A 17,564-nucleotide genomic window follows, 5' to 3' on the forward strand; every position below is an offset into this window, starting at 1 on the left:
CAGCGGATGACGAGCATGCGACACATCGGACGGTGGGTCGGCGTGGTGGTCGTCGCGACGGCCGCGGTGTTCGCCACGGCGCACCCGGCGAGTGCCGACACCACGTCCAACGGCGTGGTCTACACCGTGGTGCCCGACGTGCGCGCCGGCGTCAGTCCCCAGGGCCCCGGGGACTGGACGGTCAACTACGAGAAGGCCGCAGGCGGCGACCCCGCGGTGACCGACGCGATCAACCGCATCCTCGACGACGAGGCCGACGGCCAGGTGTGGCTCTACGCCGCGAGCGCCAGCAAGAGCTCGCCGTGGACGTTCCGCTCCCAGGGCCGGTTGCTGTTCCGGCCGATGACCATCTCTGCGCTGTTCACCGGCCGGTACCACGCCACCGAGCTGCCGAACATGCCGGTAGATGCGGTGGCCACGCGAGTGTTCGACTCTCGCAGCGGAATCCAGATCGTCTGGGACAACCTGTTCGTCGACCGGCAGGCAGGCCTGGTGCGGCTGTCGGAGCTGACGAAGAAGATCCTGCCCGCGGCCTACCCGACGCCGCCTCTGGGCGGATGGGCCGAATACGGGGCCGCGCTGGCTCCGCTGAAACGCAACTTCAAGTTCTGGCTGCCGACCGCGGACGGTATCGAGTTGCACTTCCCGGACGGTCAGATCGGGCGCGGGGTTCGCACCGTCACGGTGCCGTGGCCCGCGGTCACCGACCTCATCGCGCCGGTGTTCCTGCCCATCACCAGTTGAGCACGTCGTCCGGGCCACCCGGATTGCATCCGGCGTTGAACAGCATCGTGTTCGAGACCACCGGCCGCCACGGTTCCAGGTTCCACGTGCCCACCTTGCCCGGATTGGTGAACGCGTTCTGCTGCCAGTGGCAGAAGAACTGGTGCTGCATGGTCAGGGTGTTGGCGTCGGGGGCGTGCTGCAGCAGTTCCGCCCAGGCGTCGTAGAGCTGTGCGCCGTTGCTGAACATGCCGACCGAGCCCCAGCCCCACGAGGTCGGGAGAATCCGCAGGGTGGCACGGTCGCCGCCCGGTGCGGGGTGGTACTCCCAGACGGTGTGGTCGATGTACTGAGGGCTTCCCGGCGGCCTGGGCGGTGGCGGATCGGAGTGCGCGGGTGCGACGCCGAGTGTGGCGGCCACGGCCAGTGCCGCCAGTCCCGGCAGCCGGTGTCTTGTCGACGGCATCGTCGACCCTAACCGGTCGGCCACTGAAGGGCCTTGTGCTGCAGGTACTCCGACAGCCCGTACTCGCCGAACTCGCGGCCGATCCCGCTCTGTTTGTACCCGCCGAACGGGGCCCCCGGATTCAGCCCGCCCCCGCCACCGTTGATGACGACCATCCCGGTGCGCAACCGGCGCGCGACCGCCACGGCGCGCAGCGGGTCGGCCGACCACACGCCGCCGGACAGGCCGTACCGGCTGTCGTTGGCGATCCGCACCGCCTCGTCGTCGTCACCGAACGGAATCACCACGGCCACCGGACCGAAGAACTCCTCCTGGGCGATGCGCATCCCGTTGTCGACGCCGGTGAACAGCGTCGGCTCCAGGAAGTACCCACGGTCCAGATGGGCGGGGCGGCCGCCGCCGAACTCGATCTGCGCGCCTTCGTCGACGCCGGCGGCGATCATCGACTCCACCCGGGTGCGCTGCACGTCGCGGATCAGCGGGCCCACCATTGTGGCCGGGTCGGCCGGGTCGCCGACCGAGAGGAACCCGAGCACGCCGACGATCCGGGCCACCAGGTCGTCGTGCAGCGACCGGTGCACCAGGATCCTGGTCTGCAGGGCGCAGCCCTGCCCGGCGTGGGTGATGAACCCGGCCAGCACGCTCTCCAGAACCTTGTCCAGATCGGCGTCCTCGAGGATGATGTTCGCCGACTTGCCGCCCAGCTCGAGGACCACCTTCTTGATGGTCTCCGCGCCCTGGCCGTACACCTTGCGCCCGACGGCGTCGCTTCCGGTGAAGCTGACGATGTCCACACCGGGATGGCGGGTCAGCGTCTCACCCGCGGCGACGTCGCCGGTGACGATGTTCAGCGTGCCCGGCGGCAGCCCGGCGGCCTCGGCGATCTCACCGAGCACCAGCGCCTCCAGCGGCGTGTACGGCGACGCTTTGAGTACGGCGGTGCAGCCGGCGGCCAGGGCCGGTCCCAGTTTGGCGAGGTTGAGCAGGAACGGGAAGTTGAACGCGGTGATCAGCGCGGCGACGCCGTAGGGTTCGCGGACCACGACGCCCTGGCCGATACCGTTGCCGTAGACCGGCGGTGCCGGCTGCTCGAACGCGAACCGGGGCAGCACCCGATCGGCCATGTCGCGGAAATGATCGATGGGCGTGCCGACTTGCAGGATCTCGGCGAGCATCCGGGTGGACCCGGCCTCGGTGATGTTCAGCTCGACCAGTTCGGCCCGTCTGCGGTCCAGTTCGTCGGCCATCGCGGCGAGGATGCGGGCGCGCTCGGCGGGCCGCATCGCCGGCCACGGGCCCTCGTCGAACGCGCGGCGGGCCGCGGCCACGGCGGCGTCGACGTCGGCCGGGGTGGCCTGGGGCACCTCGGCGATGGTCTCCTCGGTCGCCGGATTGAGGACGAGCAGGGATTCGTCGCCGACGCCGTCGGTCCATGCGCCGTCGATGAAGAGTCCGCGGGTGGCCAGTGGTGTCGACGTCATCGAATACTCCTGAGGTTTCGGCAATGAGTAAGATCAGTTAGGTAATTGGGCGGTGACGCCCGTCGCACTTGCAGTGGTATGGACGGATGGCCTGATGGATGCGGTGAGCCGGCCGAAGAACGTGACCAAACTGGTCCGTGCGCCGAAGACGGCCGAACTCATCGCCGATCAGTTGCGGAGCCAGATCGTGCGCGGTGTGCTCAAGCCCGGCGACGCGCTGCCCACCGAGGTGGAACTGGTCAAGCAGTTCGGGGTCTCCCGTCCCACGTTGCGTGAGGCCTTCCGCATCCTGGAGAGCGAGTCGCTGATCGTGGTCCGGCGCGGATCTCGCGGTGGGGTGCTGGTCTGTTCTCCCGAAACCTCGGTCGCCGCACGCCATTTCGGTCAGCTTCTGCAGATGTCGGGGACCACGCTGACCGACGTCTACGAGGCCAGGAAAGTGTTCGAGCCGGCGGCGGCGGAGATGCTCGCGCGGCGCGCGACGCCTGAGGACATCGCCGACCTGAAGGCCGCGGCCGGCGCGTTGGCGGTCCTGGTCAACGACGGCACCGAGGGCGCGGACTTCGCCGAGTGGTCGGCGGCGACGTTCCGGTTCCACGATCTGATCATGGAGCGGGCCGGTAACAACACGCTGATGCTGGTCGGCACGGTGTTGCGCGAGGTGATCACCAGACACATGACGCGGGTGATGAGGTCGGTGACCGACCACACGGAGATCGAGAAGCAGTTCAAGCGGACCATCCGTAGCTTCACGAAGTTCACCGCGCTGGTGGAGGACGGTGCCGCCGCCGAGGCCAGGGACTTCTGGGCCGCACACATGGACCGGGCAGGCCGCAGCATGCTGTGGGGCGGCCTCGCAAAGGAAACGGTGATCGATCTCTATGTGTGACACGGTAATCAGCCCAGCGCCCCGCCATCGCGTAACTCGCTGATCCGGTCCCAGTCCCAACCGGATTCCAGCAATACCTCCTCGGTGTGCTGCCCGAGTTCGGGTGCCGGCCCGGCGGGAACCGACGGTGTCCCGTCGAACTGGTACGGCGGAGCCACCAGCCGGAAGTCGCGGCCGTCGGCGCCGGTGACGGTAGGCAGGTATCCGTTCGCGGCGACCTGGGGGTTGCCGCACACTTCGTCGAATGTCGCTGCGGCCGACCACACTCCGGAGAAGCCGGCCAACGCCGTCTTCCATTCGGCCATGGTGCGGGCGCCGAACGCCTTGTCCAGTTCGGCGATGCAGGCCACCCGGTTGACGTAACGGGACATCCCGTCGCCGAACCGCTCGTCGTCGGCGAGGTCCGGCCGGTCGATCAGCTTGCACAGCTCGACCCAGTACCGATCGGCCTGCAGGCACACCAGATTCAGCCAGCGGTCGTCGGACGTGCGGTACAGGTTGACGATCGGGTTGGGGGCATCGTGGCGGCCCATCCGCGGTAGTTCGCCGCTGCCCGCCGCGGTGGCGGCCAGGTCCGGGCCCATCGTCCACATGCCGGTGTTCAGCAGCGACACGTCGACCACCGCGCCCTCGCCGGTGCGTTCGCGCCGGTACAGCGCCATCGCCACCGCCCCCGCGATCGCGCTCGAGCCCTGCAGATCGAAGAATGCGGCAGGCTGCGCCGCGGGCGCGTCCGCGCCGGGTGCGGTGAGTTTGTGCTGGATGCCCGCGGCCGACCAGGCCGCGGCGGAATCGAAACCACCGGCGTCGGCCATCGGACCTGCTGTGCCCCAACCAGAGCCACGCACATAGATCAGCCGGGGATGGTCGGCGCGCAGGTCGTCGACGTCGATGCCGAGTTTGGCCCGGACCTTGGGCAGATAACTGGTGAGGAAGACGTCGGCACCCTTGGTGAGTTGCACCAGAGTGGCCACCCCGGCCGGGGAGGTCAGATCGAGCGTGATGCTGCGCTTGCCGCGGTTGGGCACGTGCAGAAAGGGATTGGGCGACGAGTCGTCTGAGTTGAGGGCGTTGCGCAGAGCGCGTTGTGGGTCACCGGTGGGGGGCTCCACCTTGATGACGTCGGCCCCGAGGTCGGCCATGATGGCGCCGGCACCCGGAACGAACGTCCAGGCGGCGACCTCCACCACCCGGACACCGTGGAACGGATCGGTCACCTGCTGCTCCTCATCGGTTGCGTCACCGCACTGCCTGCAGCGCTTCGAGCATGCGCGCGAAGTGTTTCGGGTGCCAGATGTCCTGGTCCTCCCCCCAGCCGATCCGGCCGTCGAACTCCCAGCGCATCAACGCGGTGCTGCCGCCGCCGCGTTCGCAGATGTGGCTGACAGTGAAACCCTCGGCCTCCATCGAGCGGCCGGTGAGGTCGGCGAGCCGGACCTCCATGTGGGCGCTCCACCCGGTCACGGGGTCCCGGAAGTTGCGCATCCTGCTGGCGGACTTGTCCAGCCGCTCGAAGCGGCCGTCGCGCAACAGCCATCCGTGGTTGAGCGGCGACCACCCCGCGGCGTCGCCGTCGGCGACGCGGGCGAACGCCAGAAACCCGACGTCGGCACCGGCATGGCCGAAGATGTACTGGATGCGGCCGCGTCCCCGTTCCCGCTCGATCTCCCGCCACCGCGGACCCCCGGGGTGGCGCACCCGGGACTGTTCGTCGACTCCGCCGCCCGACACGCTGCCCGCGGGGGTGGTCCTGGCCGGGGACGGGCCGCCGCGCGGCGCCCAGGACCGGTCCCGGATGGAGTAGCAGTCGACGGGGATGCACTCGCCGGACAGCGTGAGCTCGCCGGTGACATGACCCAGTTGGTCGAGGTGGGTGTGCTCCATGAACGGAGGTTCGCCGGGGGTGTAGCGACGCGGGTCGTGCACGCCGTCGAACATCAGCCGCACGGCGAATTGTGCTTCCGGGTCGTCGAATTCGATACGGTAGGCGCGCAGCGGACGCAGCATCCGGACGCTGAAACCACCACCGGGAATGAGGATGTCGCGCAGATCCGGGGCCGGATCCTGCATCGGGACATCGGTTTCCATCCGGAAGTACCGCACCTCGTCGGCCGGTGCGGCGCTGTCGTCCCAGACGTACACCCGCCAGGTGACGGTGCCGCGGTTGGTGTTGAACTGTGCGTGCAGCCAGCCGCCGAGCTTGCGTTCGGGCACATTGAACGACCACCACGTGGTCTCGGCCCAGTACGGGTTGTCGTCGGGCGATTTGTGGAAGTCGTCGTCCACCGGGCGAAAGGGGGTGTCGGCGGTGACGGGCACCGGGTTCTCGCCCCTCGCCTCCGGCGTGACCGCGCTCACCATGATGCGATCCTAACGTAAAGGATACTTATTTAGGTATTGGTTTGGGAATGCGTACACGCCCCGGCCGCCGCAGACGCTCAGCGGTTGCAGGTCGACGAGTAGCCGGTCGTTGGGAGTTCGGCTGTGGTGCAGCCAGACTGCGCAACACCTCCGCGACCGTCGTGGGCGGTGGACCGGGGCAGGAGAGCGGCATCAGACCTGCCGACCCGCCCCGGCCCAGTAGGGGTCCCTGATCTCGCGTTTGACGAGCTTGCCGCTCTCGGTGCGCGGAAGTCTCGTCGTGAAGTCCACCGACCGTGGGCATTTGAATGCCGCGAGCCGGGCCCGGCAGTACGCGATCAGCTCATCGGCCAGCGCGGGCGGGGGGTCGGTGTCGTCGACGGGTTCGACCACGGCCTTGACCTGTTCGCCCCATTCGGGATCCGGGATGCCGATGACCGCGACGTCGGCGACGCCCGGATGGCCGGCCAGCACGCCTTCGATCTCGGCGGGATAGATGTTGACCCCGCCGCTGATGATCATGTCCTTGGCGCGGTCGCAGATGAACAGGTAACCGTCCTCGTCGAGGTATCCCACGTCGCCGATGGTGAATGCCGAGCCGCGGTGCACCGATGCGGTGAGCTCTACGTCGTTGCGGTACTCGAATGACTGTCCGTCCAGGCGCTCGATGTAGACGTTGCCGACGGCGCCTGCAGGCAGCGGGTTTCCGGCGTCGTCGAGGATGTTGACCCGGACGCCGCGGATCGGGCGACCGACGGTGCCGGGCTTCTCCAGCCATCGGTGCGGTTTGGCGATGGTGGCGGGGCCTTCGGTGCCGCCGTAGGTCTCCCAGATCACCGGACCCCACCACGCCATCATGTCCGTCTTGACCTGCAGCGGGCACGGAGCTGCGGAATGGATCACCGAACGCAGGCTGGACAGGTCGTACTTGTCCCGGACGTGCGGCGGCAGCTTGAGCATCCGGACGAACTGGGTGGGGACCATGTAGGCGGTGGTGACCGAATGCCGGTCGATCGCGGCGAGGGTCTGCTCGGCCTCGAAGCGGCCCAGGATCGCCAGGGACTGCCCGACGTTCAGCGCGCCCAGATAGAAGCTCTGGCAGCCGGCGTGGTGCATGCCGGTCGAGACCAGGTGGACCCCTTCCTTGGGGCGGAAGTCGAAGGCGCGCCCGAATATCGCGTGCGCGTTGGCGGCCTCGGACGGGTCCTGCCCGTCGAGCGGGCGGACGATGCCTTTGGGCGTACCGGTGGTCCCCGACGAATACCGGATCGCGTCACCCTGGGTGCGGTCGGCGGGTGGGGTCGACGGGTGGCCGGCGAGGAAGTCCGCTTCGGTGTCGAATCCGGCGGGGACCGCGGAATGCGCACCCACGACGATCCGCAACCGCGCACCGGCAGGCACCGTGGGGAAGCGGTCGAGGTGGTCGACGTGGGTGACCAGCGCGGCGGCCCCGGAATGGTCCAGGATCGAGGCGAACTCGTCGGCGGACAGTGCGGTGTTCAACGTCAGGTAGCGCAGCCCGATCTCGGTGGTGGCCAGCTGCCAGATCACGGCGTCGACGTCGTTGGGCAGCGCGTAGGCGACCACGTCGCCGGGGTCGAGCCCGTGTTCCCGCAGCGCGTTCGCCACCCGGTGGGCCGCCGCGGTCAGCTCGGCGAAGGTCAGGGTCCGGCCGCTGGGCGATTCCACGATCGCTGGTGCGTCGGGGTGATCCTCTGCAATCCACCACACGCCGAGACGCTGATCCCATGGATGCTGCATCGACCCTCCCGCTCCGAATTAGACAGAACAGTATCCTTAACTCGCGGAGGTGGGAAGACCTGGCGCCGCGCGGATCCCGTCAGCCGGAGCGGGTGACGGTATCGGCCATGTGCGCGCGCATCCGCATGACGGCCAGCTCGGTGTCGCCGGCGGCCAGCGCCTCGGCGATGCCCCGGTGCGCGGGTCCGACCGTGGTGGGCAGCGACTTCGACAGCGCGGCCACGCCGGGATCGTCGGCGGCCAGCTGGGAGAAGAACTGCCAGCCCAGGCGCATCGTCACGCTGTGCACGAGTTGCATCGCCCGGTTGCCGGTGAGGCGGCCCAGGGCGGAGTGGAAGTCCTCCCCGTGACCGAAGGCGGGCGCCAGGCCCTGCGCGGTCTCGGCGCTCAACGCCTGCTCCAGGATGGCTGCGTCGCTGCTGCCGGTACGCAACCTGTCGGCGACCTGCTCGACGACCGCGAGTTCCAGCCCCGTCCGCAGCTGCGTGATGTGGCGGACCGTCACGCCGCGTCGGCGCAGGTAGATGGAGATGATGTCGGTCAGCGCGGAGATGTCGGGCTCGTCGACGAACAGCCCGCCACCCGGGCCGCGCCGGGTGCCCGCGATCTGGTGGTACTCCAGGATGCGGATGGCTTCCCGGACGACGGCGCGGCTGGCGTGGTGTTTCTCCATCAGCGTGGCTTCGGACCCGACGAAAGCGCCCGGTGCCGCACCCGAGTTCACGATCCCGGCGAAGATCTCGCGCGCCAGCGCCTCGCCCCGTTTGTCGCCGAGGGTGCCCGCGAGCGCCACCGCCGGGTCGAGACGCTGCACGGTGGTGGGCCGCCTGCTGATGAAGGCGGCCTCCGCACTGAGGTGGCGCCGCATCCGGTCCCGGGCCAGGCCGGGATTGTTGCCCAGTATCGCGCGCGCGATCGCGTCGTGGGCGCGGCACACCTCGTCGGCGAATTTGCCGGGGACGGAAGCGCGTTCGTCGAAGAAGAAGTTGCTGACCCGGGTCAGGACCTCGACGAACAACTCGAGAACGGGGTTGGCGGTCAGCGCGGCGAGCCGGCTGTGCAGCAACCGGAAGTGGGAGATGCCGCCCGCGGACTCGCGTTCCAGGGTCTCGCGGACCGCGACGATGTCGGCCTCGTCGGCGCGTTGCGAGGCGATCTCGGCGACGAGCTCCTCGAGCGCGATCCGGGTGTCGAAGATCTCGTCGAGGGTGGCCCCGACCCGGAGCAGATAGATCACCGCGGGCCCGATCACGCCCTCGACGTCGGGCTCGACGATCACCAGCCCGCCATTGGTGCCGCGGCGCATCCGCGCGACGTGCTGGTGCTCGACCAGTCTGATCGCCTCCCTCAGCACCGCGCGGCTGACCCCGTAGCGGTCGAGCAGTTCGGTCTCCGACCCGAGCACCTGGCCGACCGGCCATCCCAGCTCGATGACGTCGGCGACGATCTGTTCGGCGGCCCGGCCGGCCAGTTTGGCGCGACGGGAGTCGACGCGAGGCGCGATCAGCTCGGAGGTCACGGCATCACCGGTAGACGGGTGGGCCGTTGCGCCGCGGCGCGGCCCGGCGCTCGTGCAGCGGAGGGTTGCCGATATGGGTGTAGGCCATGCCGTTCTGCAGCGCCGTCGACCTGGTCATGTCTAAAGACTCCCATATCGCGCGAACACTGCCCTGGATCGCGGTGGGGCTGCGCATCGCGATGGAGGCCGCGATGGCGTGGGCCCGGTCCCACAGCTGTGCCCGGTCGACGATCTCGGACACCAGTCCGATCCGCAGCGCGGTCTCCGCCGAGATGCGCTCCTCGGTGCCCATCAGCGCCCACCGCAGCACCTCGCCCAGTGGCACCCCCCGGTGCAGCATGCCGATGGGTTCGAGCGCGGAGACGATCGAGGCGTTGGCGTGGGGGTCGAAGAACGCGGCGTCGTCGGAGCAGATGATGATGTCGGACTCGTTGAGCAGGTACTGGGCGCCACCTGCGGCGAACCCGTGCACCGCGGTGACGACCGGTTTCCAGCACCGGTGGTGCAGCTTCGGGGAGATGACGGTGCCGGGGTCGAAGGTGTTCCACACGTTGGTGCGGAAGAACCAGCCGGCCTCGCCCTTGACGTCCACTCCGGTGCAGAACGCCTTGTCGCCTGCGGCGCGCAGCACCACGGCGTGGATGTCGTCGGTGTCGCGGATCGTCTGCCACGCCCAGGCCAGCTCGGCTGCCATCCCGCCCGAGATCGCGTTGAGGGCATCGGGCCGGTTCAGGGTGATCGTCGCGACGTGGTCCTCATCGACCCCGAACGTGATGTCCTGCAGTCGGACTGCGCCGTTGCCGTCGGCTTCGGGGTCGACGTCGAGATTTCCTGAGGTGTTTCCGGAAGGGCTAGCCAGAATCATAGAAATCAGTGTACTAATAAAGCGGATGCCGCACGGAGTTAAAAAGAACTCGACATGGGCTGTGTGCTCGACGCCCGCGGTGTGGCGCCGGACGTGAGGAGCTGGAGGAGCGGCCATGTCCAAAGTGATTGAGACGCTGGACAGAACAGATCTCGACACGCGGGAGATGCTCGACGATCCCCACGCCCGATTCGCCGCCCTGCGGGCCGACCGGCCCGTGTCCTGGGCGACGGCCACCGGGCTGCTGCAGGGCAAGGGTGGGTACCTGCTGACCCGCTACGACGACGTGATGACGGTGCACAGTGACGAGCGGTTCTCGACCGACGTCCTCAAGAACTCGGCGGCGGGCAAGTTCATCTGGTTGCTGCCGCCGAGCCTGCGGATGCTTGCCCAGACCATGGTCTTCAAGGACGACCCGGACCACAAGCGGCTCCGCACGCTCGTGCACAAGGCGTTCACCCCGAAGCTGGTGACCACGATGGCGCCGGACATCGCCAAGATCGCCGACCAGGTCGCCGATCAGGTCGCCGCAAAGCAGGACGTGGATCTCGTGCATGAGTTCGCGGTGAAGCTGCCGTTGGCGGTGATCGCCACCATGCTCGGCGTCGCCGACGAGGACCGCGACATGTTCCACACACTGGTCGAGAAGATGGGAAACCAGCAGGGCAGCCCGCTGCGTCAGTACCCGACGGCGCGCAGGCTGGCGAAACTGTTCGAGGCCCTCATCGAGGACCGCCGGCTGAAGCCCGACGAGGGTCTGATCTCCGAGCTAGTCCGTGCCAACGAGGGCGGCGACCGGTTGAGCCACCGGGAGCTGGTCTCCATGGTGTTCCTGCTGCTGCTGGCAGGCCACGACACCACCGCGAACCTGATCGGCAGCAGTGTGCTGGCGCTCATCGAGCACCCCGATCAGCTCGAGCTGGTGCGCTCCCACCCCGAGCTGCTGGAGACCACCGCGGTCGAGGAGCTGCTCCGGTTCACCTCGCCGGTCGCCGATGGGGCAGCCCGATTCGCCCTGGTGGACATGGAGATCCGCGGCGTCCCCATCCCGCGTGGGTCGCAGGTGCTCGGATCGATCACCTCGGCCAACCGTGACGAAACCGTGTTCGACCATCCCGACCAGCTGGATCTGACACGGAAACCTAACCGCCACTTGGCGTTCGCGTTCGGTATCCATTACTGCCTGGGACACCAGCTGGCGCGCCTGGAGGGCCGCATCGCGTTGGCGGCACTGCTCGAGCGGTTCCCGAAATGGGAACTGACCGTTCCCCGGGAGTCCCTGCGCTACAAGCCCACGGTGTCCCTGCGGGGGCTGACGAAACTACCGACACGGATGCACTGACCGGAAGAGCCGACCATGACACAGACCGAACAGGCCCAGGACTTCGACCACGCGATCAAGGACGAGGACATCGAGCGGGCCCAACTCCTGCTCGGGATCGATGCCCCGATCAGCATCGACGAACACCACCGCTGCCTGAGTGTGGACGGGATCCGCCAGTTCGCGATCGGCTACGGCGACGACAACCCGCTCTACGTCGATCCGGAGTATGCGGCGGGCACGCGGTGGGGCGGTCCGATCGCGCCGCCGATGATCCACAGCGCGCTGTCCCGAAAGATGCTGGGGGATCCCATTCCTGACGACATCCGTAAGGCGACCAAGGGCCTGTTCTCCGGCGTGCACCTGTTCGTGTCCGGACAGGACACCGAGTGGTTCCAGCCGGTGCGGCCCGGCGACGAGTTGTACGGCTTCGGCGGCATGGAGTCCACCGAGGTCAAGAACAGCGAGTACGCCGGCCGCTCGGTCATCAGGATCCGGCGTGCGGTGCGGATCAACCAGCGTGCGGAGGTCGTGGCGATCGAGCGGACCATCCTGATCGCCACCGAGCGCAAGAAGTCGCGCGAACGCGGCAAGTACATGGATCTCAAGCCCGCGAGCTACACCGACGAGCAGATCGCCGAGATCGACGAGATCTACGCCGCGGAGGGCCCGCGTGGGGCCGAGCCCCGGTGGTGGGAGGACGTCGCGGTCGGCGACGCGCTGCCGAAGATGGTCAAGGGTCCGCTGACGCTGACCGACATGATCAGCTTCCACTCGGGGGGCTACGGTTTCGGCCCGTACGGAATCGGCGGCGCCCGTGTCGGTTACCGGAACCGGCAGCGGGTGCCGAAGTTCTACATCAAGAACGCCGCGGGCATCCCGGACGTCGCGCAGCGCCTGCACTGGGAGAACGAGTGGTCCCAGTCGATCGGCAACCCGATGGCCTACGACTACGGCGTGATGCGGGAATGCTGGCTGACGCACTACGTCACCGACTGGATGGGTGACGACGGGTGGCTGGTGCGCCAGCACGACGAGATGCGCAAGTTCAACTACATCGGCGACACCCAGTTCATCACCGGTGAGGTGACCGGCAAGCGCGTCGAGAACGGCAACGCGGTCGTCGACCTCGAGTTCCGGGCCACCAGCCAGCGCGGCGAGGTGACCGCACCGGCCACCGCGACTGTCGCGCTGCCGAGCCGCGAGTTCGGCGCGGTCGTGCTGCCGCAACCCGACGAGGAGTTGCGCCGCAAGGCCGGGGCGATGATGGCCCGGCACAACGAACTGTCGCGCGGCAGGTGACGGTGCCGGGGGACCGGGCGCAATCGGTCGACACCGGCACGGACACCGTACGGGCCGAGATCGTCGACCGGGTCGCCGTGCTGACGTTCCACCGGCCGCAGCGCCGCAACGCGCTGCATCCCGAGATGTACGAAGCCGTGCCGCGGCTGCTGGAACGGTTCGCCGACTCGGTCGACGTCGGGTGCGTGCTCGTCACCGGCGCCGGGACCGCGTTCTGCGCGGGCGGTGATGTGCGCGACGGCGGTTCGGCCAACGATGTCCCCGCCGGCGACCCGGAGGAGCAGATCCGCGCCCGCAGCGCCCTGCTCGCCGACAACGCCCGGATGGTGACGCTGCTGCACTCGATGCCGAAGGTGACGATCGCGGCGCTGCCGGGCGCGGCGGTCGGAGCCGGAATGAGCATCGCGCTGGCCACGGATCTGCGCATCGCCGCGCGGTCGGCGCGGCTCATCCCCGGATGGGCGAAGCTGGCGTTCTCGGGCGACTTCGGCGGTGCCTGGCTGCTGACCCACCTGGTCGGGCCGTCGCGGGCACTGGAGCTGCTGGTCTCCGGTGCGCCGATCGACGCCGCGGCGGGGGAGCGCCTCGGTCTGTTCAACCGGGTGGTCGACGATGCCGACCTGCCCGCCGCGGCACTGCGCTGGGCCGCCGAGATCGCCGCCGGACCCACCGCCGCGTTCGCCGGCACCAAAGCCAACATCTTTGACGCGCAGCGGTTGTCGCTCGCCGAGGCGCTGTTGCCGGAAAGCGAGCGGATGGTACGCAGCGCGCTCACCCAGGAACACCGCGACGCGGTCCGGGCGTGGCTGGCGAGCGCGTCGAACAAAGTGGGTGCGCACTCATGAGCACGCGGCGTCCCGAGATCCCGGCCGACCTGCGGCAGTGGATCGCGGAGGTGACCGGGGCGGACGAGGTCGAGGTCAGGCAGGTCCCCGGTGGCGCGAGCAGGCAGGCGTGGTTCGTCGACGCCGGTACCGGCGCACAGTCGCGTGCCCTGTTCCTGCGCTACGACCCGCGGGAAGCCGATCCGGGCAGTGCCTTTCACCCGCTGCAGATCGAGGCCGAGATCATGGCCGAGCTGCACCGGCACGGCGTGACCGTGCCCCGGGTGATCGCGGCACACCCCACCCTGCAGGCCGTGCTGTTGGAACGGATTGGGGGTGACACCTGGTTCCGGCTGATCGAGGATCCCGACGAACAGGTGCGGACCGCCCGGGACTTCATCGACAAACTGGCTGCCCTGCACCGGATCGACGCGCGGGACCTGACGATCCCCAGCCTCGGCCCGGCCGGCCCGGTCGCCGGGCACGTCCGCGCGGAGATCGCCGCGATGCGGGCGCGACTCAGCAGGTACGGCAAACCCGCACCGCTGCTGGCGTTCTGCATCGACTGGCTGGACCGGCACGTACCCGACTACGACGGGCCGACCGTGATGGTGCAGGGAGACACCGGACCCGGCAACTTCATGTACTCCGGCGGTGTGGTCACCGCAGTCGTCGACTGGGAGCTCGCCCATTTCGGCGATCCGATGGACGACATCGCGTGGCTGTCACTGCGCACGGTGCAGGACACCTTCACCGATTTCCCGGCGCGGCTGGCCGAGTACGAGCAGCTGTCCGGCCACCGGATCGACGAGGGCCGGATCTGGTACTACCGGCTGTTCGCGGAGACCCGGCTGGCCTCGATCAGCCCGGGCAGCATCGACACCCGTGCCTCCGCACCGCCCGCGTCACCCGATGCGGGCAACAGCCTGATCTACGGCATGCTGCACCGGCGCCTGCTGGTGGAGGCGCTCGCGCATGTCGTCGGCATACCCGAGGTCGACGTCGAACTCCCCCCTGACACGGATGCCGACACCCGCTCGGAGCACTCGCCGGTGTACGAGGCCGCCGCTGCGGCCATGTCCGGCGCCGCGGCCCGCTCGACCGATGCATTGGCGTTGCGGTACGTCAAAGGTGCTGCGCGACTGATGAAGTACCTCGCCGAAATCGATCGCATCGGTGCGGTGGTCGATGCCCAGGAGACCGCCGAGCTGGCCGCGGTGCTGGGCTGGGCGCCGCGCTCGGTGCCCCAGGGGCGCGCGGCACTCGCGGAACTGGCCGGCCGCGGAGAGATCACCGACCGCGACTACGTCACCCAGCTGTGGCGCGGGATCAAACGCGACGACTACCTGACCCGCACCGCCTCCGGGGCACTGGGCCGGCGGACCTGGCCGCCGCTGCGGCATCCCGACCAACCCCCCACCCTCGAGCGAGGAGAACGAGACCGATGGGTATCGCCATCACCGAAGACCACCGTGAGCTAGCCGGCGTCGTCCGTTCCTTCCTGCAGGCCCGTGGTGCCCGCACCGCGGCCCGTGAGCTCCTGGATGCCGAAACCGAGGCGAGACCGGCCTTCTGGGCCGAGCTGGCCGGCCTGGGCTGGCTGGGGCTGCACATTCCCGAGGAGTACGGCGGCGCGGACGCCGGCCTGCCCGAGCTGGTGGTGGTGGCCGAGGAGTTCGGCCGGGCCGTCGCCCCGGGACCGTTCGTCCCGACGGTGATCGGCTCGGCCGTGATCTCGGCGGCGGGTAACGACGAGCAGCGCACGCGCTGGCTGCCGTCGCTGGTCGACGGCACCCTTACCGCCGGGTTCGGGGCCGCGCCCGGTGTCACGGTCGAGGGCGACCGGTTCTGCGGTGACGCAGGGGTGGTGTTCGGCGCCGGGCTGGCCGATCTACTGATCCTGGTCGTCGGCGAGGACGTCGTCGTCGTCGACGCGACCGCCGACGGCGTCACCGTCGACGTGCCCGCCAACCTCGACCCCGCCCGGCGCTCGGGCCGGGTCACGCTGACCGATGTCGTGCTGACCGCCGACTCCGTGCTGCCGGGCGCCGCCGCGGCCGCACTTGCGCTGGCGCGCACCATCGCCGCCGCCGAAGCCGTCGGCGGCGCGCACGACTGCGTCGACGCCGCGGTCGAATACGCGAAGGTCCGTGAGCAGTTCGGCCGCACCATCGGCACCTTCCAGGCGGTCAAGCACCACCTGGCGAACATGCTGGTCGCCGCGGAACAGGGCACCGCCACCGTCTGGGATGCGGCCAGGGCGGCCGAATCCGGCGAGCAGGCCTTCACGCTGATGGCGGCCGCCGCCGCGACGCTGGCGTTCCCGGCATACGTGCACAACGCGGAGCTCAACATCCAGGTGCACGGCGGCATCGGGTTCACCTGGGAGCACGACGCGCACCTGCACCTCCGGCGGGCGGTGACGATGCGCGGGCTGCTCGGGGGCCGGGATGCCCCGGCCGACGTGTACACCCTGACAGCCAAAGGGGTGGTCCGGGAGAACTCGATCGACCTGCCGCCCGAGGCCGAGCAACTGCGCGCCGAGCTGCGCGCCGAACTCGCGTCCTGGTCGGAACTCGACGACAAGCAGTTGCGGCGGCGGATGATCGAGACGGGCTACGTGATGCCGCACTGGCCGAAGCCGTGGGGCCGCGCCGCCGACGCGGTGGAGCAGTTGGTCATCGAGCAGGAACTCGCGCAAAGCGGTTTCAAACGACCGGAATACGGCATCACCGGCTGGGTGATCCTGACGCTCGTCCAGCACGGCACGCAGGACCAGATCGAGCGGTTCGTCAACCCGGCGCTGCGTCACGACCAGGTGTGGTGCCAGTTGTTCTCCGAACCCGGCGCCGGATCGGACGCCGCCGCAGTGAGCACCAAGGCGGTCCGCGCCGACGGCGGCTGGCTCGTCACCGGACAGAAGGTGTGGACCAGCAACGCCCAGCACTGCCAGCTGGGCCTGGCGACCGTGCGCACCGATCCGTCCGCGTCCAAGCACGGCGGTATCAGCACCGTGATCATCGACATGTCCGCCCCGGGGGTGGAGGTGCGCCCGCTGCGGCAGATCACCGGCGGCTCGGAGTTCAACGAGGTGTTCTTCACCGACGTGTTCGTCCCCGACCGGGACGTCGTCGGGCGACCGAACGACGGCTGGACGGTGGCGCGGGCGACGCTCGGGAACGAACGGGTCAGCATCGGCGGGGGAGCGGCCGGTGCGCAGGGTGCCGCGAGCACGATCGTCGACCTGACCCAGCGCTTCGGTGACCGGGTTGCCGGTGCCGCCGAGCGGGCGGGGCGCTTCCTCGCCGAGGATCATGCGCTGCGGTTGCTCAATCTGCGCCGGGCCGCCCGCAGCGTCGCCGGCGCCGAACCCGGACCGGAAGGCAACGTGACCAAGCTGCTGATCGCCGAGCACGTGGTCGCACGCGCAGGACTGTCCGCCGAGCTCTTCGGCGCCGACGTCGCGCTGTTGTCCCGCCCGGCGAAGGTGACCGGGCTGCTGGTGCTGGGGTCGCGCGGTATGACGATCGCCGGGGGCACCTCGGAGGTCACCCGCAACCAGATCGCCGAACGGATCCTCGGGCTACCGCGGGACCCGCTGATCAGGTGACGCCGGTGCGAACACCGGGACGAACACGGCCCCGGCCTCCAGCTCGTGCCGCTCGAAGCGGACCCGCAGCGGCATGCCCGAAACCAGTGCCGCCGGGTCGCATTCGACGATGTTGGTGACCATCCGCAGGCCGGGCTGTTCGGCGAGTTCGACCACGGCGATCACGAAAGGTGTTGGGACGTCGGGATGGAACTGCTGGTGCGCGACGGTGTAAGTGAACAGCGTCGCGTCACCGGAGACCGCGACGAACTCCAGTTCGCCCGCGCAGTCCGGGCACCCCTGCCGGGGCGGATGCACGTACTGCCCGCAGTCGCGGCAGAAAGCGATGCGCAGTCGCCCGTCGGCGCCGCCGGTCCAGTAGGGCCGGGACCAGTCGTCGACCGCGGGCAGAATCCGCGGCGGCTTCGCGGAAACGGGTGAGGTAGACACCCCGAGAAGAGTA

15 protein-coding genes are annotated in these 17,564 nt (G+C 69.3%); 7 read left to right on the top strand and 8 right to left on the bottom strand.

The window, feature by feature from the left end; all coding sequences use genetic code 11:
* Nucleotides 1-6: 6 nt before the first annotated feature.
* Nucleotides 7-744, top strand: a complete 738-nt coding sequence (locus C6A87_RS08835) for an RsiV family protein (protein WP_311116887.1) — start codon at nucleotides 7-9, stop codon at nucleotides 742-744.
* On the opposite strand, the gene C6A87_RS08840 is transcribed toward C6A87_RS08835, so the two are convergent.
* Entirely contained in the window at nucleotides 734-1,189 is a 456-nt protein-coding gene (locus C6A87_RS08840) for a DUF2599 domain-containing protein (RefSeq protein WP_311116888.1), read from the bottom strand. The genes C6A87_RS08835 and C6A87_RS08840 overlap by 11 nt on opposite strands.
* Nucleotides 1,190-1,197: 8 nt before the next feature.
* The gene (locus tag C6A87_RS08845) at nucleotides 1,198-2,670 is read right to left on the bottom strand and encodes an aldehyde dehydrogenase family protein (RefSeq protein ID WP_311116889.1); all 1,473 of its coding nucleotides are present in this window, start codon (nucleotides 2,668-2,670) and stop codon (nucleotides 1,198-1,200) included.
* Between the two features lie 94 nt (nucleotides 2,671-2,764).
* Between C6A87_RS08845 and C6A87_RS08850 the strand changes: the two genes are divergently transcribed.
* Nucleotides 2,765-3,559 carry a GntR family transcriptional regulator gene (locus C6A87_RS08850; protein ID WP_311116890.1) on the top strand — a complete coding sequence of 265 codons (795 nt, stop codon included), beginning with the start codon at nucleotides 2,765-2,767 and terminating at the stop codon, nucleotides 3,557-3,559.
* An 8-nt stretch (nucleotides 3,560-3,567) separates the two neighbouring features.
* On the opposite strand, the gene C6A87_RS08855 is transcribed toward C6A87_RS08850, so the two are convergent.
* The 5 genes from C6A87_RS08855 to C6A87_RS08875 all read right to left on the bottom strand — a co-directional run bounded on the left by C6A87_RS08855 (nucleotide 3,568) and on the right by C6A87_RS08875 (nucleotide 10,065).
* Nucleotides 3,568-4,776 carry a CoA transferase gene (locus tag C6A87_RS08855; protein WP_311116891.1) on the bottom strand — a complete coding sequence of 403 codons (1,209 nt, stop codon included), beginning with the start codon at nucleotides 4,774-4,776 and terminating at the stop codon, nucleotides 3,568-3,570.
* Nucleotides 4,777-4,798: 22 nt separating this feature from the next.
* Complete coding sequence (locus tag C6A87_RS08860; protein WP_311116892.1) at nucleotides 4,799-5,920, bottom strand: hypothetical protein; 1,122 nt, start codon at nucleotides 5,918-5,920, stop codon at nucleotides 4,799-4,801.
* 192 nt (nucleotides 5,921-6,112) lie between these two features.
* The gene (locus tag C6A87_RS08865; RefSeq protein WP_311116893.1) at nucleotides 6,113-7,681 is read right to left on the bottom strand and encodes an AMP-binding protein; all 1,569 of its coding nucleotides are present in this window, start codon (nucleotides 7,679-7,681) and stop codon (nucleotides 6,113-6,115) included.
* A gap of 79 nt (nucleotides 7,682-7,760) precedes the next feature.
* A complete protein-coding gene (locus C6A87_RS08870) occupies nucleotides 7,761-9,200 on the bottom strand; it encodes an FCD domain-containing protein (RefSeq protein ID WP_311116894.1) in 1,440 nt (479 codons plus the stop codon).
* Nucleotides 9,201-9,204: 4 nt separating this feature from the next.
* Nucleotides 9,205-10,065, bottom strand: a complete 861-nt coding sequence (locus C6A87_RS08875) for an enoyl-CoA hydratase/isomerase family protein (RefSeq protein ID WP_311116895.1) — start codon at nucleotides 10,063-10,065, stop codon at nucleotides 9,205-9,207.
* Nucleotides 10,066-10,180: 115 nt separating this feature from the next.
* Between C6A87_RS08875 and C6A87_RS08880 the strand changes: the two genes are divergently transcribed.
* Genes C6A87_RS08880 through C6A87_RS08900 form a run of 5 tightly spaced genes read left to right on the top strand, consistent with a single transcriptional unit; the run spans nucleotide 10,181 to nucleotide 17,122 of the window.
* Nucleotides 10,181-11,407 (top strand): cytochrome P450, encoded by a 1,227-nt coding sequence (locus tag C6A87_RS08880; RefSeq protein WP_311116896.1) that lies wholly within the window; start codon nucleotides 10,181-10,183, stop codon nucleotides 11,405-11,407.
* Between the two features lie 15 nt (nucleotides 11,408-11,422).
* Nucleotides 11,423-12,688 carry a MaoC family dehydratase N-terminal domain-containing protein gene (locus C6A87_RS08885; RefSeq protein ID WP_311116897.1) on the top strand — a complete coding sequence of 422 codons (1,266 nt, stop codon included), beginning with the start codon at nucleotides 11,423-11,425 and terminating at the stop codon, nucleotides 12,686-12,688.
* Complete coding sequence (locus tag C6A87_RS08890; RefSeq protein ID WP_311116898.1) at nucleotides 12,685-13,533, top strand: enoyl-CoA hydratase-related protein; 849 nt, start codon at nucleotides 12,685-12,687, stop codon at nucleotides 13,531-13,533. Before C6A87_RS08885 ends, C6A87_RS08890 begins: the two co-directional genes overlap by 4 nt.
* Entirely contained in the window at nucleotides 13,530-14,993 is a 1,464-nt protein-coding gene (locus C6A87_RS08895) for a phosphotransferase family protein (RefSeq protein ID WP_311116899.1), read from the top strand. Before C6A87_RS08890 ends, C6A87_RS08895 begins: the two co-directional genes overlap by 4 nt.
* Entirely contained in the window at nucleotides 14,957-17,122 is a 2,166-nt protein-coding gene (locus C6A87_RS08900; protein WP_311116900.1) for an acyl-CoA dehydrogenase, read from the top strand. The genes C6A87_RS08895 and C6A87_RS08900 overlap by 37 nt, the downstream gene beginning before the upstream one ends.
* Here the strand turns inward: C6A87_RS08900 and C6A87_RS08905 are convergent.
* Nucleotides 17,096-17,551 (bottom strand): OB-fold domain-containing protein, encoded by a 456-nt coding sequence (locus C6A87_RS08905; RefSeq protein ID WP_311116901.1) that lies wholly within the window; start codon nucleotides 17,549-17,551, stop codon nucleotides 17,096-17,098. The two genes, C6A87_RS08900 and C6A87_RS08905, sit on opposite strands and share 27 nt — an antisense overlap.
* Nucleotides 17,552-17,564: the final 13 nt, after the last annotated feature.

Origin of the sequence: Mycobacterium sp. ITM-2016-00317, from assembly GCF_002968295.1 — a bacterium.
Classification (GTDB): Bacteria; Actinomycetota; Actinomycetes; order Mycobacteriales; family Mycobacteriaceae; genus Mycobacterium.

Bases quoted from the DNA above. Each gene is read 5' to 3' on its own strand.
- C6A87_RS08840 (WP_311116888.1), bottom strand. From the start codon at position 1,189: ATGCCGTCGACAAGACACCGGCTGCCGGGACTGGCGGCACTGGCCGTG.
- C6A87_RS08835 (WP_311116887.1), top strand. From the start codon at position 7: ATGACGAGCATGCGACACATCGGACGGTGGGTCGGCGTGGTGGTCGTC.
- C6A87_RS08845 (WP_311116889.1), bottom strand. From the start codon at position 2,670: ATGACGTCGACACCACTGGCCACCCGCGGACTCTTCATCGACGGCGCA.
- C6A87_RS08900 (WP_311116900.1), top strand. From the start codon at position 14,957: ATGGGTATCGCCATCACCGAAGACCACCGTGAGCTAGCCGGCGTCGTC.
- C6A87_RS08895 (WP_311116899.1), top strand. From the start codon at position 13,530: ATGAGCACGCGGCGTCCCGAGATCCCGGCCGACCTGCGGCAGTGGATC.
- C6A87_RS08880 (WP_311116896.1), top strand. From the start codon at position 10,181: ATGTCCAAAGTGATTGAGACGCTGGACAGAACAGATCTCGACACGCGG.
- C6A87_RS08865 (WP_311116893.1), bottom strand. From the start codon at position 7,681: ATGCAGCATCCATGGGATCAGCGTCTCGGCGTGTGGTGGATTGCAGAG.
- C6A87_RS08850 (WP_311116890.1), top strand. From the start codon at position 2,765: ATGGATGCGGTGAGCCGGCCGAAGAACGTGACCAAACTGGTCCGTGCG.
- C6A87_RS08875 (WP_311116895.1), bottom strand. From the start codon at position 10,065: ATGATTCTGGCTAGCCCTTCCGGAAACACCTCAGGAAATCTCGACGTC.
- C6A87_RS08885 (WP_311116897.1), top strand. From the start codon at position 11,423: ATGACACAGACCGAACAGGCCCAGGACTTCGACCACGCGATCAAGGAC.
- C6A87_RS08860 (WP_311116892.1), bottom strand. From the start codon at position 5,920: ATGGTGAGCGCGGTCACGCCGGAGGCGAGGGGCGAGAACCCGGTGCCC.